Origin of the sequence: Pseudomonas sp. BNK-45 (assembly GCF_047456255.1) — a bacterium.
In the GTDB taxonomy this organism is placed as follows: Bacteria; Pseudomonadota; Gammaproteobacteria; order Pseudomonadales; family Pseudomonadaceae; genus Aquipseudomonas.
Map to the genome: position 1 here is coordinate 757122 of NZ_CP179909.1, position 22519 is coordinate 779640.

At 64.3% G+C, this 22519-nt stretch carries 26 protein-coding genes; 11 read left to right on the plus strand and 15 right to left on the minus strand.

Going from position 1 to position 22519, the window contains the following annotated elements:
* Nucleotides 1-11: 11 nt before the first annotated feature.
* Nucleotides 12-746 carry a carbonic anhydrase gene (locus tag ACMGG8_RS03385; protein WP_011058446.1) on the minus strand — a complete coding sequence of 245 codons (735 nt, stop codon included), beginning with the start codon at nt 744-746 and terminating at the stop codon, nt 12-14.
* 241 nt (nt 747-987) lie between these two features.
* Nucleotides 988-2046: a PA0069 family radical SAM protein gene (locus ACMGG8_RS03390; protein ID WP_060836860.1), complete on the minus strand. Its 1059-nt coding sequence runs from the start codon at nt 2044-2046 to the stop codon at nt 988-990.
* Between the two features lie 196 nt (nt 2047-2242).
* Here ACMGG8_RS03390 and ACMGG8_RS03395 point away from each other — a divergent pair, with 196 nt between their 5' ends.
* Nucleotides 2243-2659, plus strand: a complete 417-nt coding sequence (locus ACMGG8_RS03395) for a hypothetical protein (RefSeq protein ID WP_414159172.1) — start codon at nt 2243-2245, stop codon at nt 2657-2659.
* Here ACMGG8_RS03395 and ACMGG8_RS03400 read toward each other — a convergent pair.
* The 3 genes from ACMGG8_RS03400 to ACMGG8_RS03410 are packed head-to-tail and all read right to left on the minus strand — an operon-like array spanning nt 2646 to nt 6502.
* Nucleotides 2646-3950 (minus strand): c-type cytochrome, encoded by a 1305-nt coding sequence (locus ACMGG8_RS03400; protein ID WP_060836859.1) that lies wholly within the window; start codon nt 3948-3950, stop codon nt 2646-2648. The genes ACMGG8_RS03395 and ACMGG8_RS03400 overlap by 14 nt on opposite strands.
* A gap of 12 nt (nt 3951-3962) precedes the next feature.
* The gene (locus ACMGG8_RS03405; protein WP_060836858.1) at nt 3963-5747 is read right to left on the minus strand and encodes a GMC family oxidoreductase; all 1785 of its coding nucleotides are present in this window, start codon (nt 5745-5747) and stop codon (nt 3963-3965) included.
* A gap of 2 nt (nt 5748-5749) precedes the next feature.
* Nucleotides 5750-6502 carry a gluconate 2-dehydrogenase subunit 3 family protein gene (locus tag ACMGG8_RS03410; RefSeq protein WP_108544931.1) on the minus strand — a complete coding sequence of 251 codons (753 nt, stop codon included), beginning with the start codon at nt 6500-6502 and terminating at the stop codon, nt 5750-5752.
* A gap of 290 nt (nt 6503-6792) precedes the next feature.
* Here ACMGG8_RS03410 and ACMGG8_RS03415 point away from each other — a divergent pair, with 290 nt between their 5' ends.
* Nucleotides 6793-7452, plus strand: coding sequence for a tyrosine-protein phosphatase (locus ACMGG8_RS03415; protein ID WP_060836856.1), 660 nt, complete (start codon nt 6793-6795; stop codon nt 7450-7452).
* A 121-nt stretch (nt 7453-7573) separates the two neighbouring features.
* Here the strand turns inward: ACMGG8_RS03415 and ACMGG8_RS03420 are convergent, their stop codons facing one another.
* Both ACMGG8_RS03420 and prlC read right to left on the minus strand, forming a co-directional pair.
* Entirely contained in the window at nt 7574-7852 is a 279-nt protein-coding gene (locus ACMGG8_RS03420; protein ID WP_060836855.1) for a YheV family putative zinc ribbon protein, read from the minus strand.
* Nucleotides 7849-9900 (minus strand): oligopeptidase A, encoded by a 2052-nt coding sequence (gene prlC, locus ACMGG8_RS03425; RefSeq protein WP_060841854.1) that lies wholly within the window; start codon nt 9898-9900, stop codon nt 7849-7851. The genes ACMGG8_RS03420 and prlC overlap by 4 nt, the downstream gene beginning before the upstream one ends.
* 114 nt (nt 9901-10014) lie before the next feature.
* Between prlC and ACMGG8_RS03430 the strand changes: the two genes are divergently transcribed.
* Nucleotides 10015-10560 carry a gamma carbonic anhydrase family protein gene (locus tag ACMGG8_RS03430; protein WP_235759320.1) on the plus strand — a complete coding sequence of 182 codons (546 nt, stop codon included), beginning with the start codon at nt 10015-10017 and terminating at the stop codon, nt 10558-10560.
* 27 nt (nt 10561-10587) lie between these two features.
* Complete coding sequence (locus ACMGG8_RS03435; RefSeq protein WP_414159173.1) at nt 10588-11244, plus strand: HAD family hydrolase; 657 nt, start codon at nt 10588-10590, stop codon at nt 11242-11244.
* Between the two features lie 128 nt (nt 11245-11372).
* Here the strand turns inward: ACMGG8_RS03435 and ACMGG8_RS03440 are convergent, their stop codons facing one another.
* Entirely contained in the window at nt 11373-12461 is a 1089-nt protein-coding gene (locus ACMGG8_RS03440) for an aminopeptidase (RefSeq protein ID WP_414159174.1), read from the minus strand.
* 164 nt (nt 12462-12625) lie between these two features.
* Here ACMGG8_RS03440 and ACMGG8_RS03445 point away from each other — a divergent pair, with 164 nt between their 5' ends.
* Nucleotides 12626-13045: a hypothetical protein gene (locus ACMGG8_RS03445; RefSeq protein ID WP_060836851.1), complete on the plus strand. Its 420-nt coding sequence runs from the start codon at nt 12626-12628 to the stop codon at nt 13043-13045.
* A 6-nt stretch (nt 13046-13051) separates the two neighbouring features.
* Here the strand turns inward: ACMGG8_RS03445 and ACMGG8_RS03450 are convergent, their stop codons facing one another.
* Both ACMGG8_RS03450 and ACMGG8_RS03455 read right to left on the minus strand, forming a co-directional pair.
* The gene (locus ACMGG8_RS03450) at nt 13052-13285 is read right to left on the minus strand and encodes a DUF1161 domain-containing protein (RefSeq protein ID WP_060836850.1); all 234 of its coding nucleotides are present in this window, start codon (nt 13283-13285) and stop codon (nt 13052-13054) included.
* 151 nt (nt 13286-13436) lie between these two features.
* Entirely contained in the window at nt 13437-13868 is a 432-nt protein-coding gene (locus ACMGG8_RS03455) for an OsmC family protein (RefSeq protein ID WP_060836849.1), read from the minus strand.
* A gap of 241 nt (nt 13869-14109) precedes the next feature.
* Between ACMGG8_RS03455 and ACMGG8_RS03460 the strand changes: the two genes are divergently transcribed.
* The gene (locus tag ACMGG8_RS03460) at nt 14110-15111 is read left to right on the plus strand and encodes an LLM class flavin-dependent oxidoreductase (RefSeq protein WP_060836848.1); all 1002 of its coding nucleotides are present in this window, start codon (nt 14110-14112) and stop codon (nt 15109-15111) included.
* 62 nt (nt 15112-15173) lie between these two features.
* Here the strand turns inward: ACMGG8_RS03460 and ACMGG8_RS03465 are convergent, their stop codons facing one another.
* Nucleotides 15174-15398, minus strand: a complete 225-nt coding sequence (locus tag ACMGG8_RS03465) for a DUF1161 domain-containing protein (protein WP_060836847.1) — start codon at nt 15396-15398, stop codon at nt 15174-15176.
* A 134-nt stretch (nt 15399-15532) separates the two neighbouring features.
* Entirely contained in the window at nt 15533-15748 is a 216-nt protein-coding gene (locus tag ACMGG8_RS03470) for a dodecin (RefSeq protein WP_016965134.1), read from the minus strand.
* 157 nt (nt 15749-15905) lie between these two features.
* Here ACMGG8_RS03470 and ACMGG8_RS03475 point away from each other — a divergent pair, with 157 nt between their 5' ends.
* A complete protein-coding gene (locus ACMGG8_RS03475; RefSeq protein ID WP_016965135.1) occupies nt 15906-16232 on the plus strand; it encodes a DUF883 family protein in 327 nt (108 codons plus the stop codon).
* Here the strand turns inward: ACMGG8_RS03475 and ACMGG8_RS03480 are convergent.
* A complete protein-coding gene (locus tag ACMGG8_RS03480) occupies nt 16229-17122 on the minus strand; it encodes a LysR family transcriptional regulator (RefSeq protein ID WP_060836846.1) in 894 nt (297 codons plus the stop codon). The genes ACMGG8_RS03475 and ACMGG8_RS03480 overlap by 4 nt on opposite strands.
* 130 nt (nt 17123-17252) lie before the next feature.
* Here ACMGG8_RS03480 and trpB point away from each other — a divergent pair, with 130 nt between their 5' ends.
* The 3 genes from trpB (at nt 17253) to ACMGG8_RS03495 (ending at nt 19863) form a co-directional block, all read left to right on the plus strand.
* The gene (gene trpB / locus ACMGG8_RS03485) at nt 17253-18473 is read left to right on the plus strand and encodes a tryptophan synthase subunit beta (RefSeq protein ID WP_060836845.1); all 1221 of its coding nucleotides are present in this window, start codon (nt 17253-17255) and stop codon (nt 18471-18473) included.
* Nucleotides 18473-19285: a tryptophan synthase subunit alpha gene (gene trpA, locus ACMGG8_RS03490; protein WP_060836844.1), complete on the plus strand. Its 813-nt coding sequence runs from the start codon at nt 18473-18475 to the stop codon at nt 19283-19285. The genes trpB and trpA overlap by 1 nt, the downstream gene beginning before the upstream one ends.
* 122 nt (nt 19286-19407) lie before the next feature.
* Entirely contained in the window at nt 19408-19863 is a 456-nt protein-coding gene (locus ACMGG8_RS03495; RefSeq protein WP_060842060.1) for an anti-virulence regulator CigR family protein, read from the plus strand.
* A 57-nt stretch (nt 19864-19920) separates the two neighbouring features.
* Here the strand turns inward: ACMGG8_RS03495 and ACMGG8_RS03500 are convergent, their stop codons facing one another.
* Together ACMGG8_RS03500 and ACMGG8_RS03505 are read right to left on the minus strand one after the other, a co-directional pair.
* Nucleotides 19921-20247: a DOPA 4,5-dioxygenase family protein gene (locus ACMGG8_RS03500; RefSeq protein WP_060836842.1), complete on the minus strand. Its 327-nt coding sequence runs from the start codon at nt 20245-20247 to the stop codon at nt 19921-19923.
* A 104-nt stretch (nt 20248-20351) separates the two neighbouring features.
* Complete coding sequence (locus ACMGG8_RS03505) at nt 20352-21350, minus strand: LysR family transcriptional regulator (RefSeq protein ID WP_060836841.1); 999 nt, start codon at nt 21348-21350, stop codon at nt 20352-20354.
* A gap of 228 nt (nt 21351-21578) precedes the next feature.
* Between ACMGG8_RS03505 and ubiA the strand changes: the two genes are divergently transcribed.
* Nucleotides 21579-22487 (plus strand): 4-hydroxybenzoate octaprenyltransferase, encoded by a 909-nt coding sequence (gene ubiA, locus ACMGG8_RS03510; protein WP_060836840.1) that lies wholly within the window; start codon nt 21579-21581, stop codon nt 22485-22487.
* Nucleotides 22488-22519: the final 32 nt, after the last annotated feature.

Genomic DNA, 22519 nt, shown 5'->3' on the forward strand with positions numbered 1-22519 from the left:
TTTAGGGGGATTCAGAAGCGCGCTTTGGGCGTCGCCACTGGGATCGGATGGCTGCCATCGAGCGGCAGGAAGCAACCCTTGTCCGCGTCGTAGGCCTTGATCGAGCTGGTTTCGATGTCGTAGACCCAGCCATGGATGAACAACTGGCCGTTGGCCATGCGCGAGGCCACGGAAGGGTGGGTGCGCAGGTGCTGCAACTGGGCGATGACGTTCTCTTCGGTCAGCACATGCATGCTGGACGACTCGTCGGCGCAATCGCAGTTTTCGTGGACCATGGTCCGCGCCACTTCGGCATGGCGCAGCCAGGCCTTGACCGTGGGCATCTTCTCCAGGCTCTGGGGATTGAGCACCGCACGCATGGCGCCGCAGTCCGAATGCCCGCAGACGATGATGTGATGCACCCCCAGGGCCAGCACCGCGTACTCGATCGCCGTGGACACACCACCGTTCATCTGCCCGTAAGGCGGCACCACGTTACCCACGTTGCGGGTCACGAACAGGTCGCCCGGGGAGCTTTGGGTGATGAGTTCGGGAACGATGCGCGAATCGGCACAGGCAATGAACATCGCCCGTGGCCGCTGGGCCGTGGCCAGTTTCTTGAACAACTCTTCCTGCTGCGGGAAGACTTCATGATGAAAATGCAAAAAGCCGTCAACGATATGCTGCAGCGCTGCATCGGCGGTTTCGGCAACCTCGGTGGGTGCGGGAGCCGACGCAGCCAACGGCTGTTTATCCTTGTCACTCATGATTCAGCCTCTCTGTCGGATTTGGTGAATTTTCCAGAATTATCCGGCACGACGCCAGCAATCGATTAAAAAACAACCGAGCCGCCGAACGCGACCAATGGGTCACTCGATGAACAAAGTAGCCACAAAAACTTAACTCAAACTGAATGCAAGGCTCTAGAACGCCACTATTGGCGATAGCAAAAGGTGACCGGCGGCCCTCGGCCAACGCCGCCCACCCCTCAAGATAGGCCAATGCCGCTCAGAGCAACGACATCTGTCCGCCGGGCGGACAGAAGGCCGAGCAGTCGAGATCGAACCCCTCGCGGCGGTTGAGCCCCAGACGCCTGAGAGCCTTGGCAAAACGCTGGGCCAGCAGGTCGGCGAAGGGTCCCTCGCCGCGCATGCGGCTGCCAAAGCGACTGTCATACAGCTCGCCGCCGCGGCTCTGGCGGATCAGGCTGAGCACATGGGCAGCCCGTTGCGGGTAATGCGCTGCCAGCCATTCCTCGAACAGCGGCGCCACCTCCAGGGGCAGGCGCAGCATCATGTAGGCGGCGCTCTGCGCCCCGGCGGCATGGGCCTCGTTGAGCAGGCTTTCCAGCTCGCTGTCGTTGATCATCGGGATCATCGGCGAACACAGCACCCCGACCGGAATGCCTGCTTCACGCATCACCCGGATTGCCCGCAATCGCGCCTTGGGCGCCGCCGCCCGGGGTTCGAGAATGCGCTTCAACTCATCGTCCAGGGTGGTCAGGCTGATCATCACCGCCACCAGCCGCTGCCGGGCCAGCTCGGCCAGCAGGTCCAGGTCGCGCAGGATCAGCGAGCCCTTGGTGACGATGGTCACCGGGTGCCGGTAGCGCAGCAGCACCTCCAGGGTGCGCCGGGTCAGTTGCTGCTCGCGCTCGATGGGCTGATAGGGATCGGTGTTGGACCCCAGGTTGATCGGGGCGCAGCGATAGCCGGGCCTGGACAACTGCTGCTCCAGCAGGGCGGCAGCGTTGCTCTTGGCGATCAGCTTGGTTTCAAAGTCCAGCCCCGGCGACATGTCCCAGTAAGCGTGGCTGGGCCGCGCGTAGCAGTAGATGCAGCCATGCTCGCAACCGCGATAGGGATTGATCGAACGGTCGAAGGGCAGGTCCGGCGAACTGTTGCGGGTGATGATCGACTTGGCCGTTTCAAAACGCACCTCGGTGCCCTGGGTCAGCGGCACCTCCTGATACCAGCCGTCGTCCTCGGCCACCGAACGCTTGGGCGCGAAACGGTTGTGCGGATTGCTCGCGGTGCCGCGACCACGGGGAGGCAGGGGGGTGATCATGGGAGCGCTCCATTACTGTATGCGCATACAGTAATGGAGTCGGATTTATCTGACCAGCACCGCCGGACCGAAACACCCCCGCAAGCAAACCTACCCCCGCGCGACGCAGGCCTTAACGCACCTTCGCCGGCAAGCCGGCTCCTACAGGTTTGTGGCGTTAGGGTATAAGGCAGGCTCAAACAACAGGAGCGCAAACATGCCCAGGACGCCCGGCACGCTGGAAAAGATCTTCTACGCGGCAGATGCCTACCTCCCCAGCTACGAACAAGGCGCCGACCTGATCATCGTCAGGGCGCCCGATGGCCAGCTCTGGGGCCTGGCCTGCGAATTCGAGCTGTGCACCCAGGACATCGAAAAGGCCGCGGTGAGCGTCCAGCAACCCTTCGATGAAGCGGACCCGAAGTTCGCCGAAGTGCGCTGGAGCCCCCACCACGATGGCATCGGCCTGCTCCCGGCAAGCTGGGAAGACCTGATGAACGCCGGGCTGGCGGACTGCATCGCCGGCTATCAGCTGCAAAGCCGCTTGGGCATCCAGCGCTTCACCCAGGGCGCAACAGCCAGCGCCGGACCGACGCCCGCAGCGGGCGCCGGCCTTGACGCTAGTGACGAGTGAAGGGCCCCAAATCGTCGTTGGACCTGCTCTGCAGGTCGCCCTTGCGCAGCGCCGCCACGTCCCCGGGCTTGACCGACGAAGCCTGATTGCCCCAACTGCTGCGGATGAAGTTGACCACGTCGGCCACCTCCTGGTCCGACAGGCGCCAGGCGAAGGGCGGCATGGTGAAGGTCGACGGCGCGCTGTGGGTGGCTGGCAAGGTGCCGCCCTTGAGCACGATGTGGATCAGCGAGGTGGCATCCGCCGACTGCAGCACCGGGTTGCCCGCCAACGCCGGGAACACCCGGGTGTAGCCATGGCCGTCGGTACGGTGGCAGGCCGCGCAGTTGTCGATGTACACCGCCGCGCCGGGCTTGCTGTCGTCACCGTTCCACAGGGCTTGGGCCACCTGCTGGTCATACGTGTGCGGCAGGTCCTTGGGGTCCTTGGCCGGCAGTGACTTGAGGTAGCGGGCAATCGCCGTCAGGTCGGCCTCGCTCAGGTACTGCATGCTGTGCACCACCACATCGCTCATGCCGCCGAACACCGCGCTGCGATCACTGCGACCGGTCTTGAGGAACTGCACCAACTGCTCTTCGCTCCAGCTGCCCAGGCCGTCCTGGTGATCGCCCCGCAGGTTCTTGGCGATCCAGCCTTCCAGCGGTGCGCTGCCGGAGAGGAAAGCACTGCCGTCGCTGGCGCTCAAGGCCTTCTCCTGCATGGTCAGGGCCCGTGGTGTATGGCAGGCGCCGCAGTGGCCCAGGCCTTCCACCAGGTAGGCGCCGCGACTGATCACCGGGTCGCTGCCGGTCGCCAGTGCAGGGGTTTCCACACTGGGGGCGAACATCCAGCGCCAGATCGACAACGGCCAGCGCATGCTCAGGGGCCAGGGAATGTCGCTGTCCTGATTGTCCCTGGCCACCGGCGCCACGCCCTTCATGAAGTAGGCGTAGAGCGCCTGCATGTCGGCGTCGCTGACCCGGGCATAGGACGGGAAGGGCATGGCCGGGTACAGGGTACTGCCGCCCTTGGCCACGCCATGGCGCACGGCCTGGTCGAAGTCCTCGAAGCTGTAGTCGCCGATGCCGGTCTTGTCCGGGGTGATGTTGGTGGAATAGATCACGCCGATGGGGGTTTCCATCGGTAGCCCGCCGGCGAACGGTTTGCCGTCCTTGGCGGTGTGGCAGGCCACGCAGTCTCCGGCGCGGGCCAGGTATTCGCCCTGTTGCACCAGGGCCTGCTGATCCGCTTCGGCGGCGCCGACCGAGGCGCTGCCCAGCAGGGCCAGGGTGGCGATAACGAGTGCTTTCATGGTCATCGCTCCTTATGCCTGCACCAGCGGGCCGGGGTTCTTCAGGTACTGCTCGCGGATCGCCCGGGCCGACCAGTAGGTCAGCGCCGCCACCAGGCCGGTGGGGTTGTAGCCCAGGCCCTGGGGGAAGGCCGAAGCCCCGGGAACGAAGACGTTGTGCACGTCCCAGCTCTGCAAGTAGCGGTTCAGGGCGCTGGTCTTGGGATCGGTGCCCATGATCGCGCCACCGTTCAGGTGGGTGGTCTGGTAGGACGCGGTGTTGAAGCGCTCACCCACCTGCTTGCCCAGCCGGGCAATGGCCTTGGGGTTCATCGCCTCGGCGATCTTGCCCATCTTCTCGACCATGAAACGGTTCATCTTGATGTCGTTTTCCTGCCAGTCGAAGGTCATCCGCAGCAGCGGCAAGCCGTAGGCATCGCGGTACACCGGGTCCAGATCCAGGTAGTTGCCACGGTAGGACTGATGCGCGCCGTGGGCGTCCATCGACACCTGGTGGGTGTAGTAGTCGGCGGTGGCTTTCTTCCAGGCACTGCCCCAGGCCGGAGTGCCCGGCGGGTTCGAGGTGCCGGCAATCGGCCGGCTGCCGGCCTGGTTGACCCACATCGGCGAGCCGCCGACGAAGCCGTGCGGGCCGTGGTCGAAGTTGTCGGCGTTGAAGTCGTCCACCGCCACGCCGTTGCCGCCGGCGCCGATGAAGTTGTTGGTGTGCACGTCCTTGTCGAAGTAGGCCTTGATGGTGGCCATGTTCTGGTAGGCGAAGTTCCTGCCCACCACGCCTTCGCCGCTGATCGGGTCGTAGGGCTTGCCGATGCCCGACAGCAGCATCAGCCGCACGTTGTGCAACTGGAAGGCGCCGAGGATCACCAGGTCCGCCGGCTGCTCGATCTCCCGGCCCTGGCCGTCGACATAGGTGACGCCGGTGGCGCGGGTCTTGCTGCTGTCGAGGTTGACCTTGAGCACGTGGGAATTGGGGCGCAACTCGAAATTCGGCAGCGGCTTGAGGGCCGGCAGAATGTTCACGTTGGGCGAGGCCTTGGAATACATGTAGCAGACGTAGCCGCTGCAGAAACCGCAGAAGTTGCACGGCCCCATCTGCGCACCATAGGGGTTGGTGTAGGGTCCCGAGGTATTGGCCGACGGCAGGTTGTAGGGTTTGTAGCCCACCTCACTGGCGGCTTTCTGAAACAGCTGTGCGGAATAGGTGTTCTTCTGCGACTCCAGCGGGAAGTGGTCCGAGCGATCCGGGGCATAGGGATTGCCGCCCTTGCCTTCGCCCACCCGCTGGCCCTTCACGGTCCAGGCCTGGCCGGAGGTGCCGAAGACCTTTTCCGCGAAGTCGAAGAACGGCTCCAGCTCTTCATAGCTGACACCGAAGTCCTGGATGGTCATGTCCTTGGGGATGAAGCTCTTGCCGTAGCGCTCTTCGTAGTGACTGCGCATGCGCAGTTCGATGGGGTCGACCCGAAAGTGCACCCCGGACCAGTGCAGGCCGGCACCGCCCACGCCGTTGCCCGGCAGAAAGGCGCCCAGTTGCCGGTTGGGCAGGGCCACCTCGTTGACGCTGTGGCGAATGGTCACCGTCTCCTTGGAAATGTCCTGGAAGAGTTTCTTGCGCACGCTGTAGGTGAGCTCGTCGATCACCTGGGGATAGCTGCCGTCAGGGTAGGTGTCCTGCATCGGCCCGCGCTCCAGCGCCAGCACGTTGAGCCCGGCCTCGGTCAGCTCCTTGGCCATGATCGCGCCGGTCCAGCCGAAACCGACGATCACCGCGTCGACCTTCTTCATCACTGTGGTCATGTTCAAGCCCTCTCGCCGCGAATCGATACTGCCGGGAAGGGGTACTGTTCGTTGCGTTCCACCCAGTCCATGAAATCGGCGCGTGCGCCGGGAAAGCCGATCAGGGTCCAGCCCACCAGGCCTTTATTGCCGCCATGGATCGGGTCGCTGAAGAAGCCTTCCTTGGTGTTCTGCAACAGCAGATTGAAGAAAAGCTTGGCCGGGACCGCCTCGAACTGCGGGGTTCCGGCTTCCAGCTGCTTGAGCAAAGCGTCTCGGGTAGCGCTGTCTTGCGCGGCAAAAACTTGACCCTTGAGGTCTTTGCACCATGCATCCACGGCGGCAATGCCCAGGCGATAGATGTCCTTGGGCACCAGCTTGCTCTGCCAGCCCATCTCCGGCGCGGCGTCGGCCTTGAACGGGCCTTGCATGTACCACAGGGCACCGGCGGCGTAGGGGGTGTTCATTTGCCGGTCGATGTACTCCGGCACCCCGGCTTCCAGGGCACCCGGGCCCATGTCGTCGGCGGGAATCAGGCGTTCCACTGCGGCCTTGATGAAGGCCCACTCTTCGGCGCTGAAGTAGCTCGGTTCATAGCTCGGGCTGCCCGTGGGCAGCTTGCCCGGCGCCGCCGGCCTGGCTGGGGCCGCCGCTTCGGGAGCCGCCGCCAGCATGGAACTGCCCAGGCCGGTACTGGCGACAGTGACCACGGGGATCAGGGTCAGGGATTTACGCAAGAACTCACGCCGCGGGTTGTCTCGATCTTGATCGGACATCGGTGCACCTCATCAGGCATTGATGGATTGGTCAGCCGCGTCATGGCGCGACTTTATGTTTGGGCAACGCAAAAAGCCGGGCCAGGCCCGGTGGATGAACACATCAGCAAACTTTGGTTACAAATGGTAGCAGGCTAAGCATCTGGATGAATCGTTTCAGGCGAAAAAGATCGCAGGCAGCCGGATATGGCCCATCCGCTTCACATTTCTTTGACGGCCGGCTCACAGGGCTTTGACCGAGCGTGGCGGACACTGGATGACATTCAATGCCCTCATTCAGTGACCCTCACATGTCCAGAACCCGATTCATTGCTGCACTTTGTCTGTCGCTGCTGGCACTGATCGCCGGGCCACAGGCCCGGGCCGCCGATACTTCCGCCAATCGCCCGGAGCAATGGGCGCAGCCGGTGGAGAAGCAATACAACCTGTATCAGATGTCGCCGACCCTGTACCGCAGCGCCCTGCCGGACAAGGGCGCGGTGCCCCTGCTGGAAAAACTCAAGGTCGGGACCGTGATCAACTTCCTTCCGGAGTCCGACTCCAGCTGGCTGTCGAGTCCGGGCATCAATCAGGTGCAGTTGCCCTACCGCACCAACCATGTGGATGACGCCGACGTGCTCAAGGCCCTGCGCGCCATCCAGAGCGCCGAAGCCCAGGGCCCGGTGCTGATGCACTGCAAACATGGCTCGGACCGCACCGGCCTGATGTCGGCCATGTACCGGGTGGTGGTCCAGGGTTGGAGCAAAGAGGAAGCCCTGAATGAAATGACTCAAGGCGGATTTGGCGACAGTTCCCACTTCAAGGACGGCATTCGCTACATGATGCAGGCCGATGTCGACAAGTTGCGCACCGCGCTGGCCAATGGCGACTGCAGCACCAGCGTGTTCGCCACCTGTTCGGTGAAGAGCTGGTTCGAGACGGTGGGCGCGACCAAGCCGCTGAGCCACTAAGCACCGCCCCCTCTGTAGGAACGAGCTTGCTCGCGAAAGCGCAGGTGGTGAGGGAAGGGGGTGGCGAATTGCTTCGCCGGCAAGCCGGCTCCTGCGAGGGAGCCGGCTTTTTCTTGCCTGGTCAGTCGGTTTTTTTCTTCAACTTGGGGTTGGGGAAAAACTGCACCGATTGCACCTTGGTATCGGCGGCCTTGGGGGCCGCGTGGTTGACCCGGGTTCCCAGTTCCTTGGGCACCGACAGCCCCTGGGCGTTGAGGGTGTCGGCATAGCCACAGGCCACGCACTCGCGATGGGGCACGTCGTCCTCGCTCCACATCATCAGCTTGTCCTGCTCACTGCACGCCGGGCACACCGCCCCGGCGATAAAGCGTTTCTTGGTCTTCACGGGTGCGTCACTCATGCTGCCGCGTCCTCGCTGAGGCCGCTATGGCGCAAGAGTGCGTCAATCGACGGCGCCCGTCCGCGGAAGTCGACGAACAGCACCATCGGCTCCTGGGAACCGCCACGGGCCAGGATCGCCTCGCGAAAGGCGCGCCCGGTGGCCGGGTTGAGCACACCCTCTTCCTCGAACCTGGAGAAGGCATCGGCCGACAGCACTTCCGCCCATTTGTAGCTGTAGTAACCCGCTGCGTAACCACCGGCGAAGATGTGGGCGAAGCTGTTGGGGAAGCGGTTGTAGGCCGGCGGACGCATCACCGAGACTTCGTCACGCACGGTTTCCAGCACTTGCAGCACGCTGCGGCCGTCGCCGTGGGTGGCATGCAGTTCGAAGTCGAACAGCGAGAATTCCAGCTGGCGCACCATCATCAGCCCGGACTGGAAGTTCTTCGCCGCCAGCATCTTCTGCAGCAGGTCCTGGGGCAGCGGCTCGCCGGTTTCATAGTGACCGGAGATCAGCGCCAGGCCTTCGGGCTCCCAGCACCAGTTCTCCATGAACTGGCTCGGCAGTTCCACCGCGTCCCAGGCCACGCCATTGATGCCGGAAACCCCGGCATGCTCGACCCGGGTCAGCAGGTGGTGCAGACCATGGCCGAATTCGTGGAACAGGGTGGTGACTTCGTCGTGGGTCAGGAGTGCAGGCTTGCCGCTGTCGGCCGGGGTGAAGTTGCACACCAGGTTGGCCACCGGGCTCTGCAATACGCCGCCCACGGTGCGGCGACGGTCACGGGCGCCGTCCATCCAGGCACCGCCGCGCTTGTTGGAGCGGGCGTAGAGGTCGAAGAAGAAGCGACCGACGTGCTGGCCGTTTTCCTTGATCTCGAACAGGCGCACGTCCGGGTGCCAGCTGTCGAAACCTTGCTGCTCGGCGATCTCGATGCCGTATAGGCGCTGGACGATGGCGAACAGGCCGCCAAGGACCTTGTCGATGGGGAAGTAGGCGCGCAGGGCTTCCTGGGACACGCTGTAACGCTGCTCGCGCAGCTTCTCGCCATAGAAACCGCTGTCCCAGCTTTGCAGGTCGGGGCAACCCTGTTCGGCGGCATAGGCCCGCAGCTGCTCCAGGTCCTGAGCGGCAAAGGGTTTGCTGCGCTTGGCCAGGTCCCGCAGGAAGCTCAGCACCTGATCGCTGGACTCGGCCATCTTGGTGGCCAGGCTGAGTTCGGAAAAGCTGGCAAAGCCCAGGAGCTTGGCCAATTCCTGACGCAGGTCGAGGATCTCTTCCATCACCGGGCCGTTGTCGTGCTGACCGGCGTTAGGGCCTTGGTCCGACGCCCGGGTGCAGTAGGCGGCATAGACCTCTTCACGCAGGGCACGGTCCTGGGCGTAGGTCATCACCGCGTAGTAGCTGGGGAATTCCAGGGTGATCAGCCAGCCGTCCAGGCCCTTGGCCTGGGCCGCGGCGGCCATCTGCGCCTTGGCCGAATCGGTCAGGCCGGCCAGGGCCGCTTCGTCGGTAATGTGCTTGGTCCAGGCCTGGGTGGCGTCCAGCAACTGGTTGGAGAAACGGCTGGCCAGCTCGGACAGCTTGCTCTGCACCTGCGCGTAGCGCTGCTGCTGCTCCGGCGGCAGGTCGATGCCCGACAGGCGGAAGTCCCGCAGGGAGTGCTCGAGGATGGTCTTCTGCGCCACGTCGAAACCGGCGGCTTCGGGGCTCTTGGCCAGGGCGTCGAAAGCCTGGAACAGCTCGCGGTTCTGGCCCATTTCCGTGGAGTAGGCGCTCAAGGCCGGCAGGCAGGCCTCGTAGGCTTCACGCAGTTCGGCGCTGTTGCACACCGCGTTGAGGTGGCTGACCGGGCTCCAGGCCGCGCTCAGGCGATCATTGAGCTCGTCCATGGCCAATACCAGCCCGGCCCAGGTGGGCTGGGTGGCTTGGGTCTTGAGGATTTCAGCGATGGCGGCGCGGTTGTCAGCCAGGATCTGTTCGATGGCCGGTTGCACATGCTCGGCGCGGATCGCCGAGAACGGCGGCAGGTCGTAGGGCTGCAGAAGAGGGTTGTTCACACTCACGGTGGGCACCTTGGCTGGAAGAAACATGCAGGGAAACGTAGCACCATCTTAATTACAATGAGCGGCCACCGCAGCTATAGCCCCCATTAATAAATCTCAGAGAGGCATTCGCACTTGGCCATTCGCAGCTATCAGAACCACACCCCGAGCCTGGGCGAACGGGCCTTTGTCGACCACTCGGCCGTGGTCATCGGCGATGTGGAAATCGGCGCCGACAGCTCGGTCTGGCCACTGACGGTGATCCGCGGCGACATGCACCGCATCCGCATCGGCGCGCGCACCAGCGTGCAGGACGCCAGCGTGCTGCACATCACCCACGCCGGCCCCTTCAACCCCGACGGCTTCCCGCTGCTGATCGGCGACGACGTGACCATCGCCCACAAAGTCATGCTCCACGGCTGCAGCATCGGCAGCCGGGTACTGATCGGCATGGGCAGCATCGTCATGGACGGCGCGGTGGTGGAAGACGAGGTGATCGTCGGCGCCGGCAGCCTGGTGCCACCGGGCAAGCGCCTGGAAAGCGGCTTCCTGTATGTCGGCAGCCCGGTGAAGCAGGCGCGCCCGCTGACCGACAAGGAACGGGCGTTCTTCACCTACAGCGCCGGCAACTACGTGAAACTCAAGGACCTGCACCTGGCCGAAGGCTACGACCGGCCCTGATCCGCTACTGACTGCCGAGGAACCGCCATGCATTACCAAACCGTCCTGTTCGACCTCGACGGCACCCTGACCGACCCGCGCGAAGGCATTACCCGCTCGATCCAGTTCGCCCTGGGCCAGTTGGGTATCGACGAACCGGACCTGACCCGCCTGGAGCATTTCATCGGCCCGCCGCTGTTGCAGGCCTTCATGCAGTTCTACGGTTTCGACGAGGCCCGGGCCTGGGAGGCGCTGAACTTCTATCGCGAACGCTTCAAGGTCACCGGCCTGTACGAGAACCGCGTCTTCGACGGCGTCACGCCGCTGCTTGAAACCCTCGGCGGGCAAGGGCGCCAGCTGTACATCGCGACCTCCAAGCCCTGGGTCTTCGCCCGAGAAATCGCCCGCCACTTCGACTTCGCCCACCACTTCAAGGTGATCTACGGCAGCGAACTGGACGGCACCCGCACTGACAAGGTGGATCTGATCGCCCACGTGCTGGAACAGGAACAGCTGGACCCGGCCACGACCCTGATGATCGGCGACCGCAAGCACGACCTGATTGGTGCCAAGCGCAACGGCCTGGACGCGGCGGCGGTGGGCTATGGCTTTGGCAGCCGCGAGGAGTTGAGCGCCGAGGCGCCGGCCTATCACTTCGAGACGCTGGCCGAGCTGCATCAGGCATTTTTGCGCTCCCAGGGTTAATGCCGATCAGTTAAGGACAGCGCTGTAAGAGCTTGCTTCCGCTGGCGCGCGCAGCGGTCCTAGAAATGGGACTGCTCCGCAGTCCAGCGGGAGCAAGCTCCCTCGCCACAAGGTATTCGCCCTGGTTCCTACGAAGCGGGTGCAGTGTCTTGCAGCCGCACTAAAGCGGCCTTGCGCTGCTCGGCCGGCAAGTGCCCCAGCGTTTCCACGGCGCGAAAGAAAGCCGGCCAATCCCCGTTCACCTGCTTGAACAACCCGGCAAACGCCGGCACCCACTGGTCGTACAGGCCGAAAGGCAGCAAGCGGGCGTTGTTCAGCGGCTGGTCGATCCAGGCGTCATAGCGCTTGGAACCGGCCCACTGACTGTCGCGCATCTGCCGGTAATCCCGGCGCAACGTCTCGAAGGCCTGCGCCTTGCGCTGGCGCATCTGCTCGGCGGGCAAGGGCAGGGCATACAGGCGCTCCAGGCGCTGGCGGGTGTCCAGCAACAGTTGGATGAACTGATCGCGCTGACGCACGTCGGTATTGTCCTGGGGCGCCAGCCCGCGATAGGCCCGCCATTGCCGGGTGCCTTCCTGCTCGACGAAGGTGGCGAAGGATTCGTTGAACTGGGTGTCGTCCTTCACATAGACGCGCTGATGCGCCAGCTCATGGAAGATCAGGGTCGCCAGGCGTTCATCGCCCCAGTGCATCATCGAGCTGATGATCGGGTCATCGAACCAGCCCAGGGTCGAATAGGCCTCCACCCCGCCAATCGCCACGTCCATGCCCTGTTGCCGCTGCAGCGCTGCCTCGCCGCGAGCCGCGCCCTGGCTGTAATAGCCGCGATAGGCCACGCAACCGGCAATGGGAAAGCAGTGGGTCTGCGGGCTCAGGGAGAACTCCGGCGTGGCGAACACATTCCACACCACATAGGGCCGGCCGATGTCGACATACAGCCGGTAGCTGCGGTTGTCCGGCAGGTGCAGGTGCCGGCTGGCAAAGTCCCGGGCCTTTTGCGACTGGGCCAGGTGGGCCCGCAGGGTCGGGTCACGGGCGGGATCTGCCAGCACCTCGGCCACCGGGGTGCGCGCCCGCAACAGTTGCAACTGGCCGCTGGCCAGTTGGCCGTAGTAACCCAGGCTGCTGCAGCCGCTGAGCAGGCCAAGCACCAGGATCGGCAGCAGGACACGCGAAACGGCATCACGTATCCGATGGCATGAAGGCGGCCTGTTCAATGTGCATCATCCACAGAAAATCTGCCGGCAAGACTATCTCGCCAGCCCGACGCTGCGCCAGGCACCCGTGACGCCAGCGCAAAGGCCCGCAACACGAGCAGAGGGCTGCCAAGGTCGCTGATCAGCGTTATGCTCGGATTCCCCACGCTCAATCGGCCACTGTCATGCGCCACTTACTGCTCGCCCTCAGCCTCGCCGCCCTCGGCGCCTGCTCCAGCCCCTTGCCCAACGTCGATCCCCAGCAGGCCTGGATCGACCTGGCCACGCCGACCCCGGGTGGCAAGCTGGTCATGGCCGAGCGCCTGGACAACCAGCGCCTGAGGGACGGTCGCTACTTCCAGGTCAGCCCCGGCAGCCACGAATTGATGGTGCGCTTCGATTTCGAAGTGTTCAGCGGCGGCATGGGCATGAACAACGACCCCCAGGAGCGCCTGTGCTACCTGAGCCTGCGCTACGACCATTTCCAGGCCGGCCAGCGCTATCGCCTGGAGGCGCGCAACCTGGCCTTCACCCCCAGCGCCCGGCTGTACAACGCCCAGGGCGAGATCGTGGCCGAGGAGCGGATGATCAACTGCGTGCCCTGACGCGGCTCAGCGATCGTTCTTCTGGTAGATGATCTTCTTGGTGCCGTTCTCACAGCTGCCGACCACCATGTTGTTGTCGTGGACTTCGTCGTTGGTGACGATTTCCAGGGTGTAGGAAGGCACGCCCTGAGCCTGGATCTTGGCTTCGATCTCGGCCTTGAGTTCATCACAAGGCTTGGGGGCGGCGAGGGCCGATGTGGCCAGCGCGCAACTTGCAACCGCCAAGGCAAAACGTTTCATGATCTAAAGCTCCCTTGCTGCGGCGCGCACGAGGGTGCACTGAAGCCGCCGTCGCGTATTCGACCACAGGTGCTTGTGCGTCGCACAGACGCCTTTGCCGGCAAGCCGGTTCCCGCAGACCGCTGCAGGAGCCGACTTGCCAGCAAAACCATCAGCCCAGCAGCGTCGCGTCCAGGCTGATCTTGGCATTGAGCACCTTGGACACCGGACACCCTTCCTTGGCCTTGTTGCTCAGTTCGGTGAACTGCTGCTGGCTGGCGCCGGGGATCTTCGCCTTGAGGATCAGGTGCACCGCTGTGATGGCGAAGCCGCCGTCGACCTGATCCAGGGTCACTTCGGCCTGGGTGTCGATGCTGTCCGCCTTGAGCCCGGCCTCGCCGAGAATCATCGAAAAGGCCATGGAGAAGCACCCCGCATGGGCGGCACCGATCAACTCCTCCGGATTGGTGCCCTTGCCGCCCTCGAAACGGGCCTTGAAGCCGTAGGGCGCCTCGCGCAATACCCCGGTTTCGGTCGAGATCGAGCCGATGCCGGTTTTCAGATCACCTTCCCAATGCGCCGAGGCTTTCTTTTTGATACTCATCTCTTTCTCCTCAAGAACCGATGCGAAAGCTCGCACCACGCTGGTTTCTGTTGCCTAAGGGTTCTGAGGATAGATCTGACGGCAAAGTTCAGCCGGTGTGCAGCGGCGCTCTTTACCCGACAAATTCACTCTGACTATTGAATCTCGGGTATATGCCCACATTGCATAGATCTGACTTACAGATTTCGGCAGGTTTTGGCTCATGACAAAGGCCTGCGCACCCTCAAGGAGAAGCAGGCTTATGAAACCGCTGTCCGCTGTTAAATTCTCGACCCTCGACCTGGTGCCCGTGCGTGAAGACGGCAGCCCGGCGCAGTCTCTGCGCAACTCCCTGGACCTGGCGCAACACGTGGAAAAGCTCGGCTACACGCGCTTCTGGGTCGCCGAGCACCACAACATGGACGGTATCGCCAGCTCCGCCACCTCGGTACTGATCGGCTATCTGGCCGGTGGCACCTCGACCATTCGCGTCGGCTCCGGCGGGGTGATGCTGCCCAACCATGCGCCGCTGGTGATCGCCGAACAGTTCGGCACCCTGGAAAGCCTGTACCCGGGACGCATCGACCTCGGCCTGGGCCGGGCGCCGGGTTCCGACCAGATGACCGCCCGGGCCCTGCGTCGGGAGCGCTCCGGCAGCGCCGACGACTTCCCCGAGGACGTGGCGGAACTGATGTCCTATCTCGGCCCACGGACCCCGGAACAACGGGTGATCGCGATGCCGGGCAGCGGGACCAACGTCCCGGTGTGGCTGCTGGGCTCCAGCCTGTTCAGTGCGCAATTGGCCGGGGAACGGGGTTTGCCCTACGCCTTCGCCTCGCATTTCGCACCGCGCTACCTGCATGAGGCGATTCGCGTCTATCGCAATCACTTCGAGCCTTCGGCAGTGCTCGACAAGCCCTATGTGATGCTGGGGGTGCCGCTGGTGGCGGCCGATAGCGATGAACAGGCCGACTACCTGGCGACCTCGGTGTACCAGCGGATCCTGGCGCTGATGCGCGGCCAGAGCCTGGTACAGCGCAAGCCGGTGACCAGCATGGACGGCCTGTGGCTGCCCCACGAGAAGGAAGCGGTGTCGAGTTTCCTCGGCCTGGCGATGATCGGCAGCCCGGCGAAAATCCGCGCCAAGCTCGAAGTCCTGATCGAACAGACCGGCGCCGATGAGCTGATCTTCACCTGCGATCTGTACGAGCACGCCGATCGGCTGCACTCCTACGAGCTGCTGTCACAGGTGATGCAAGGCTAAATTGACAGGCATAAAAAAGCCGACGCCCAGGCGTCGGCTTTTTATCGAACATCTACAGGGGTTCAACCGCGCTTGTAGACAATCTCCTTGGAACCCGCTTCGCAGGTGCCAACCACTTTGCCATCCGCCGCCGCGCCTTTGTCGACCACTTCCAGCGAATAATGCTTGGCGCCCTTGGCGTCGATCTTCGCGGCGATCTCGCTTTTCAGTTCCTCGCACGGCTTGCCGGCGGCAAGGGCTGTTCCCGCAAGACTCAACAAAGCAGCTGCTAATACTAGTTTTTTCATCGGTCGCATTCCCTGGTCGGATCAAAAGAGGCGGCGTTGACGCCAGCCTGACAGAGGCTCAAGACAGTTGTAGCGCTTTGCCATTTCCTATGGCACTCGGCCAGCGCACAAGTTCCAGAGCCTAGCTCAAGCTTTTAACTATTGGCAATCCGGAAGCCGACCTTGAGGGTGACCTGAAAATGCGCGGCCTTGCCGTCCTTGATATGGCCCCGGGTTTCGGTCACTTCGAACCACTCCAGGTGCTTGATGCTTTTATGCGCCTCGGCCAGCGCGTTATTGATTGCCTCTTCGATGCTGTTCGGCGACGAACCCACCAGTTCGACTTTCTTGTAGGTGTGATGATCAGTCATGGCGCTCTCCTTTTTTGCTGTGAAATACAGCCTAGCAGTGATTTTTCTTATTACTTGGGGCGCCATTGCTCACGGCTAGTTCAGATTTTCTGCACTTTCCGAACAGGCCGCAGTCGGAACCTACAGAGTCCGTTCACTACCCTGCAGGAGAGCCGACATGGCCAACACCTCGTTACGCAAAGCCTCACTGGAAAGTATGGAAGCCGAGATCGAAAGCCTGCTCAAATCCCTGGAAAGCCTCAAGGACGATGCGACCGACGAATCGCGCAAGACCCTCAAGGCCCTCAAGAGCAACGCCGAGAATGCCCTCAAGCATTCCCGCAGCCTGATCAGCGATGCCTATGAAGAAGTCAAAGTGAAAACCCGGGAAACCGGTATCGCCACCCGCGACTACGCCCAGGAACACCCGTGGGCGACCGCCGGTGTCGCGGTCGGGGCCATCGGCCTGCTGGCCGCCTACCTGCTGTGCAAGCGCGGCAACTAAACCGGCTGGCGCAGTTCGTTTTTCAACCACTGCGCCAACTGTCGGGCGCGCCCATCCGCGGCGCGCTTGGGTAACCACAGTGCCAGTTGCCCCGGGGTGTCGGAAAACCCCCACGGGGCAACCAGCCTGCCCGCCAGCAAGTCCTCGGCCACCAACGGCTCCGGCGCGATTGCCACGCCCAGCCCGGCCACCGCCGCTTCCAGCAAGTAATACAGATGCTCGAACCCCTGCCCGTACTTCAGCGCCTCGGCGGCGATGCCGTTATGTCGAGCCCAGCTGGGCCAGGCCTGGGGACGCGACGTGGTGTGCAGCAGCGACTCCGCGCCAAGGGCCGTGGCCGGCGCCGTGCGCAACCGCGAGTAACCGGCATAGCGCGGGCTGAGCACCGGCCCGATGCGCTCGCAGGCCAGCTCATAGACCTGCATGTCCGCCGGCCACGGCGGCTCGGCAAACACCAGCAGGGCATCCAGCCCCGGGCGCCGGGGGTCCAGGTCCCCTTCACCGGCGGAGAGGTGCAGGCGCAGGTCCGGCAGGTCGGCATTCAGGCGCCCCAGACGCGGAATCAGCCAGCGCGCCAGCAGGCTGCCGGAGCAACCCAGGACGAACGGCGCGTCGGCGCTGCCCCGGGTCAGCTCGCCGCAGACGTCCCGCAGCCGCTCGAAGGCCTCGCTGCTGGCATCGCGCAGCCGAACCCCGGCATCTGTGAGTTTAATGCCACGTCCATCCTTGACGAACAGGCTCAGGCCCAGGTGTTCCTCCAGCACTTTCAACTGCCGGCTCACCGCGCCATGGGTGACATGCAGTTGTTCGGCAGCCTGGCTGACGCTGTTAAGCCGGGCGGTGGCTTCGAAGGCCCGCAGGGCATTCAGGGGGGGCAGGTCACGGCTCATGGGATAGGTGAGTTTTCCTGACAGGTTGCGGCGATCTTATCGGTTTTCAGCCTTCGGTGTCAGGGGTAGAGTGAGCCCCATTGTCTTTCCACGAATTTGTCTTTCCCCACCCTTGCCCGGGAGCGCTGCAATGACTCAGTCCCAATTGCGTAATGGTCCAGACGACAACGGCCTGTTCGGCGCGTTCGGCGGCCGTTACGTGGCCGAAACCCTGATGCCGCTGATCCTCGACCTGGCCCGCGAATACGAAAAGGCCAAGGAAGACCCCGAGTTCCTCAAGGAGCTGGCCTACTTCCAGCGCGACTACGTCGGCCGCCCAAGCCCGCTGTACTTCGCCGAACGCCTGACCGAACACTGCGGCGGCGCCAAGATCTACCTCAAGCGCGAAGAGCTGAACCACACCGGCGCGCACAAGATCAACAACTGCATCGGCCAGATCCTCCTGGCCCGGCGCATGGGCAAGAAACGCATCATCGCCGAGACCGGCGCCGGCATGCACGGCGTGGCCACCGCCACCGTGGCCGCGCGCTTTGGCCTGGAATGCGTGATCTACATGGGCACCACCGACATCGAGCGCCAGCAGGCCAACGTGTTCCGCATGAAGCTGCTGGGCGCCGAAGTGATCCCGGTCGTGGCCGGCACCGGCACCCTGAAAGACGCCATGAACGAAGCCCTGCGCGACTGGGTGACCAACGTCGACAGCACCTTCTACCTGATCGGCACCGTGGCCGGTCCGCACCCGTACCCAGCCATGGTCCGCGACTTCCAGGCGGTGATCGGCAAGGAAACCCGCGAACAGCTGCAAGCCCAGGAAGGCCGCCTGCCGGACAGCCTGGTGGCGTGCATCGGCGGCGGCTCCAACGCCATGGGCCTGTTCCACCCGTTCCTCGACGATAAAAGCGTGCAGATCATCGGCGTCGAAGCCGCCGGCTACGGCATCGAGACCGGCAAGCATGCCGCCAGCCTCAACGGCGGCGTACCGGGCGTGCTGCACGGCAACCGCACCTTCCTGCTGCAGGACGACGATGGCCAGATCATCGACGCCCACTCGATTTCCGCCGGCCTCGACTACCCCGGCATCGGCCCGGAACACGCCTGGTTGCACGATATCGGCCGCGTCGAATACACCTCGGTGACCGACGACGAAGCCCTGGCCGCGTTCCACCAGTGCTGCCGCCTGGAAGGCATCATCCCGGCCCTGGAAAGCGCCCATGCCCTGGCCGAAGTGTTCAAGCGCGCGCCGACCCTGCCCAAGGATCACCTGATGGTGGTCAACCTCTCGGGCCGTGGCGACAAAGACATGCAGACCGTCATGCACCACATGCAACAGTCCCAGCAGGAGAAACACTGATGAGCCGCCTGCAAACCCGCTTTGCCGAGCTGAAGCAACAGAACCGCGCGGCCCTGGTGACCTTCGTCACCGCCGGCGACCCCAATTACGACACCTCCCTGGCGATCCTCAAGGGCCTGCCCGCGGCGGGTGCCGACGTGATCGAACTGGGCATGCCCTTCACCGACCCGATGGCCGACGGCCCGGCGATCCAGCTGGCCAACATCCGCGCCCTGGGCGCCAAGCAAAACCTGGCGAAAACCCTGCAGATGGTCCGCGAGTTCCGCGCAGGCAACAGCGACACCCCGCTGGTGCTGATGGGCTACTTCAACCCGATCCACCACTACGGCGTGCCGCGCTTCATTGCCGACGCCAAGGCCGCCGGGGTCGATGGCCTGATCGTGGTGGACATGCCGCCGGAACATAACAGCGAGCTGTGCGACCCGGCCCAGGCCGCCGGCATCGACTTCATCCGCCTCACCACCCCAACCACCGACGACGCACGCCTGCCCAAGGTGCTCGACGGCAGTTCCGGCTTTGTCTACTACGTCTCGGTGGCCGGAGTGACCGGTGCCGGCGCCGCCACCCTGGAACACGTGGAAGAAGCCGTGGCCCGCCTGCGCCGCCACACCGAGCTGCCGATCAGCATCGGTTTCGGCATCCGTACCCCGGAGCAAGCGGCCGCCATCGCCCGTCTGGCGGACGGCGTGGTGGTGGGCTCGGCGCTGATCGACCACATCGCCCATGCCGAGTCTTCCGAGCAAGCGGTGGACGGTGTCCTGAGCCTGTGCGCGGCCCTGGCCGAAGGCGTACGTAAGGCCCGGGTCAGCTGAGGGTAAAGTTCCTGATACAGAGGAATTAGCGCCTCTGGACGCACACTAAACAGACAAGACCGAGGGTTTCAGAACCGCTGTTCTGAAACCCTTTTTGTTGTTTGTGCTGCGAGGAATGCCTGATGAAAATGCCCAAACGTCTGATTGCCGGAGCCGTGGTGCTGCTGCTCGGCGCCAGCCCGTTGCTGCACGTGATGGCCGACGAACGCGGCGACCATGGCCATGGCGATGATCGTGGAGGACCACCGCCGGGCCATTGGGACAATCGAGGCAACGAACACCGCGGTCCGGACAACGACCGGCGCGGTGGCCCACCGCGGGACTTCGGCCCGGTACGCCAGACCATCCACGACAATCGCGGCTACTTCGTGCGGGGCGCCCCTCCACCTCCCGGCATCCGCCTGGTGCGCGGCCAACCCTTGCCCCGCGGTTACTACGGCGAACGCCTGGATGGGCGCGCCCTGTCACGCCTGCCGGTCTACCCGGGCTATGAATGGCGACGCATGGGCGGCGATATCTTCCTGATGGCCGTGGGCACCGGCATCGTCTACGAGATCCTCGACGGCGTGCTCTACTGATCGTTTTTCAACCAGCCGACTCCCCCGCGGGAGCCGGCTGCCCGGCCAGGCGCCCCCTCAGAACCCTGTCAGATCCAGCGGCCGCATGGCCCCCATCCAGATCGCATGATCGGTGTGATCCCGCAGATCGTCCCCGGTGTCCGGGTGCAGGAACACCACCAGCCCCTGACGGTTGAGGGCCAGCCACGGCACCACCTGGGCAAACACCTCTGGCGCGAACGCCAGCTGGCAGCTCCAGTCCGGGTGCGGTCCAACCGGCCGCTGGTGCACCCGGCCCATTTTCAACTCGAACAACTGCGCCGCCTGTTCGCACAAGGCCCGGGCGCGCTCGAGGGTGCTGGCGTCAAAGTAGACATGGGCGTGATAGCCCTTGATCCGTTGCATGCAAAGCCTCGCGATAAAGACGAGCCCTCAAGGCTCGCCACAGATGCAGAACACCCGCTGTGAAGAAAACACCGGCCCCATGAAAACACCGAAAGCCGACCGGCTCAAAGCGCTTGCGCCAGCGTCGCCGCCACCTCCAGCAGTTGCTGGCGCAGCCAGAGATGGGCCGGGTCGGCACTGTTGCGCCCGTGCCAGATCGCCAGCAGCGATGAGGGCTCGACCGCCAGCGGCAGCGCCCGCCGGCACAGGCCAAAACGCTGCTCGAAGGCCCGGGCCAAGGGTTCCGGCACAATCGCCACCAGGCGCGACTGCTCCAGCAACTGCGGCAGCACCAGGGCATGGGGCAGGGTGACCTTGTACTGGGGACGCCGGCCAATCGCCGCCAGTGCCTGCTCCAGGCGCTGGCGATCGAACATCTCCGACTGCCGGGCAATGCCGCGCTCGAGAATGTAGCCGTTGACCGCGCCTTCCTCCTGCCCGCCCACCGACAGCGTGATCAACGGCTGGTCCGCCAGGGCCTCAAGCGTCAGTACGGGCAGGTCGAGCAAGGGATGCTCGGGGCACATCAGCAACTCATCCTGCTGCCGCCAGAGACAGGCGCTGTGCACCCGCTGCGGCAACTCGGCAAACACCCCGACGGCCAGATCGATACGTCCGACATCGATCTGCTCGGCCAGGTCCAGGCGGGTCGCCGGACGCACCACCAGATCCACCCCCGGCGCCACCTGGGCCAGGCGCCGCAGCAAGGGCGCCAACAGTACCGAACTCAGGTAGTCGTTGGCCGCCAGGGTGAAGGTACGCGTCGCGCGGGCGGGGTCGAATGGCTCCACGCCGACCGTGTGTTGAATGGTCAGCAGCGCCTCGCGCAACGGGCCGGCAATCGCCTCGGCCCGGGCCGACGGCTGCATGCCCTTGGCCGTGCGAATGAACAGCTCGTCCTGCAAGGACTCGCGCAGCCGGGTCAGAGCATGGCTGACCGCCGACTGGCTCAGATGCAGGCGCTTGCTGGCCAGCAGGATGCTGCGGTCCTCATAGACCGCATCGAAAACCCGCAGCAGGTTGAGGTCGATACGCGGAACGCGGGGCACTTCATCACGGAGCATATTGCAGATCCTGCAGGAGGCTATTGCGGATTGTTCCCTTGCCGCAACGGGCGGGGGCGGGCAACTTTAGCGCATCCGACCAGCAAGCAGATGGCACTGAAAATCAACCCGTGCGATCACGGCAGCGGCTTGCCCGACGTTCAGTGACCGCCACCGGCCTGCGTGTTTTTTGAACACTTGAAAGCGCTGGGTCGTGATCAACACCGTGCTCACATTCAGGGACCGAAGATGCCCGCAAGCCCCGACCTCAATGACATCCGCGCCCATGACTGGGTCGCGACCCGCCTGCCGCGATCCTGGCAGGCCTACGCCCGCCTGATGCGCCTGGACCGGCCCATCGGCACCTGGCTGACCCTGCTGCCGGCCCTGGCCGCGCTGATCCTCTGCGCCGGGCGCATTCCCCCGGTCGGCACCGTGCTGGTGTTCGCCCTCGGCGCCCTGCTGATGCGCAGTGCCGGCTGCTGCATCAACGACATCCTCGATCGCGGCTTCGACGCCCGGGTCAACCGCACCCGCCAGCGGCCGCTGGCCCAGGGTTCGCTGAGCCTCGCCCAAGCCCTGGCCTGCCTGACCGTGACGTTGCTGCTGGCCGCCGGGTTGCTGCCGCTTCTGCAACCGGCGACGGTGCTGCTGGCCCTGTGCTGCGTGCCCCTGACCCTGGTCTACCCGCTGTTCAAGCGCTTCACCCACTGGCCCCAGGCGTTTCTCGGCGCGGTGTTCAACTGGGGCGTGCTCATGGCCAGCGTGGAAACCACCGGCAGCCTGCAACCCAGTGCACTGGCGCTGTGGCTGGGCTGCCTGTTCTGGCAGTTGGGCTACGACACCCTCTATGCCTACAGCGACCGTGAGGACGACCTGAACATGGGCCTGCGCTCCACCGCCACGCTGTTCGCCGAACGGGGCAGGACCTGGATCGCCGGGTTCTACGCCATGACCCTGCTGTGCTGGTGCGGCGCGGGCCTGCTGGCCGGTGCCAACCCGGGCTTTTTCATCCTGCTGCTGCCGATCGCCCTGGCCCTGGCCTACCAGCTCAGCCTGTTCAGTCCGGACCACCCGGAGCCCTGCAACCACCTGTTTCGCAGCAACGTCCACATCGGCGTGCTGTTACTGGTCGGCGCCTCGGTGGCCATCGTTTGACCGCTGGACACTCAGCAATCCGCAACCTTCCC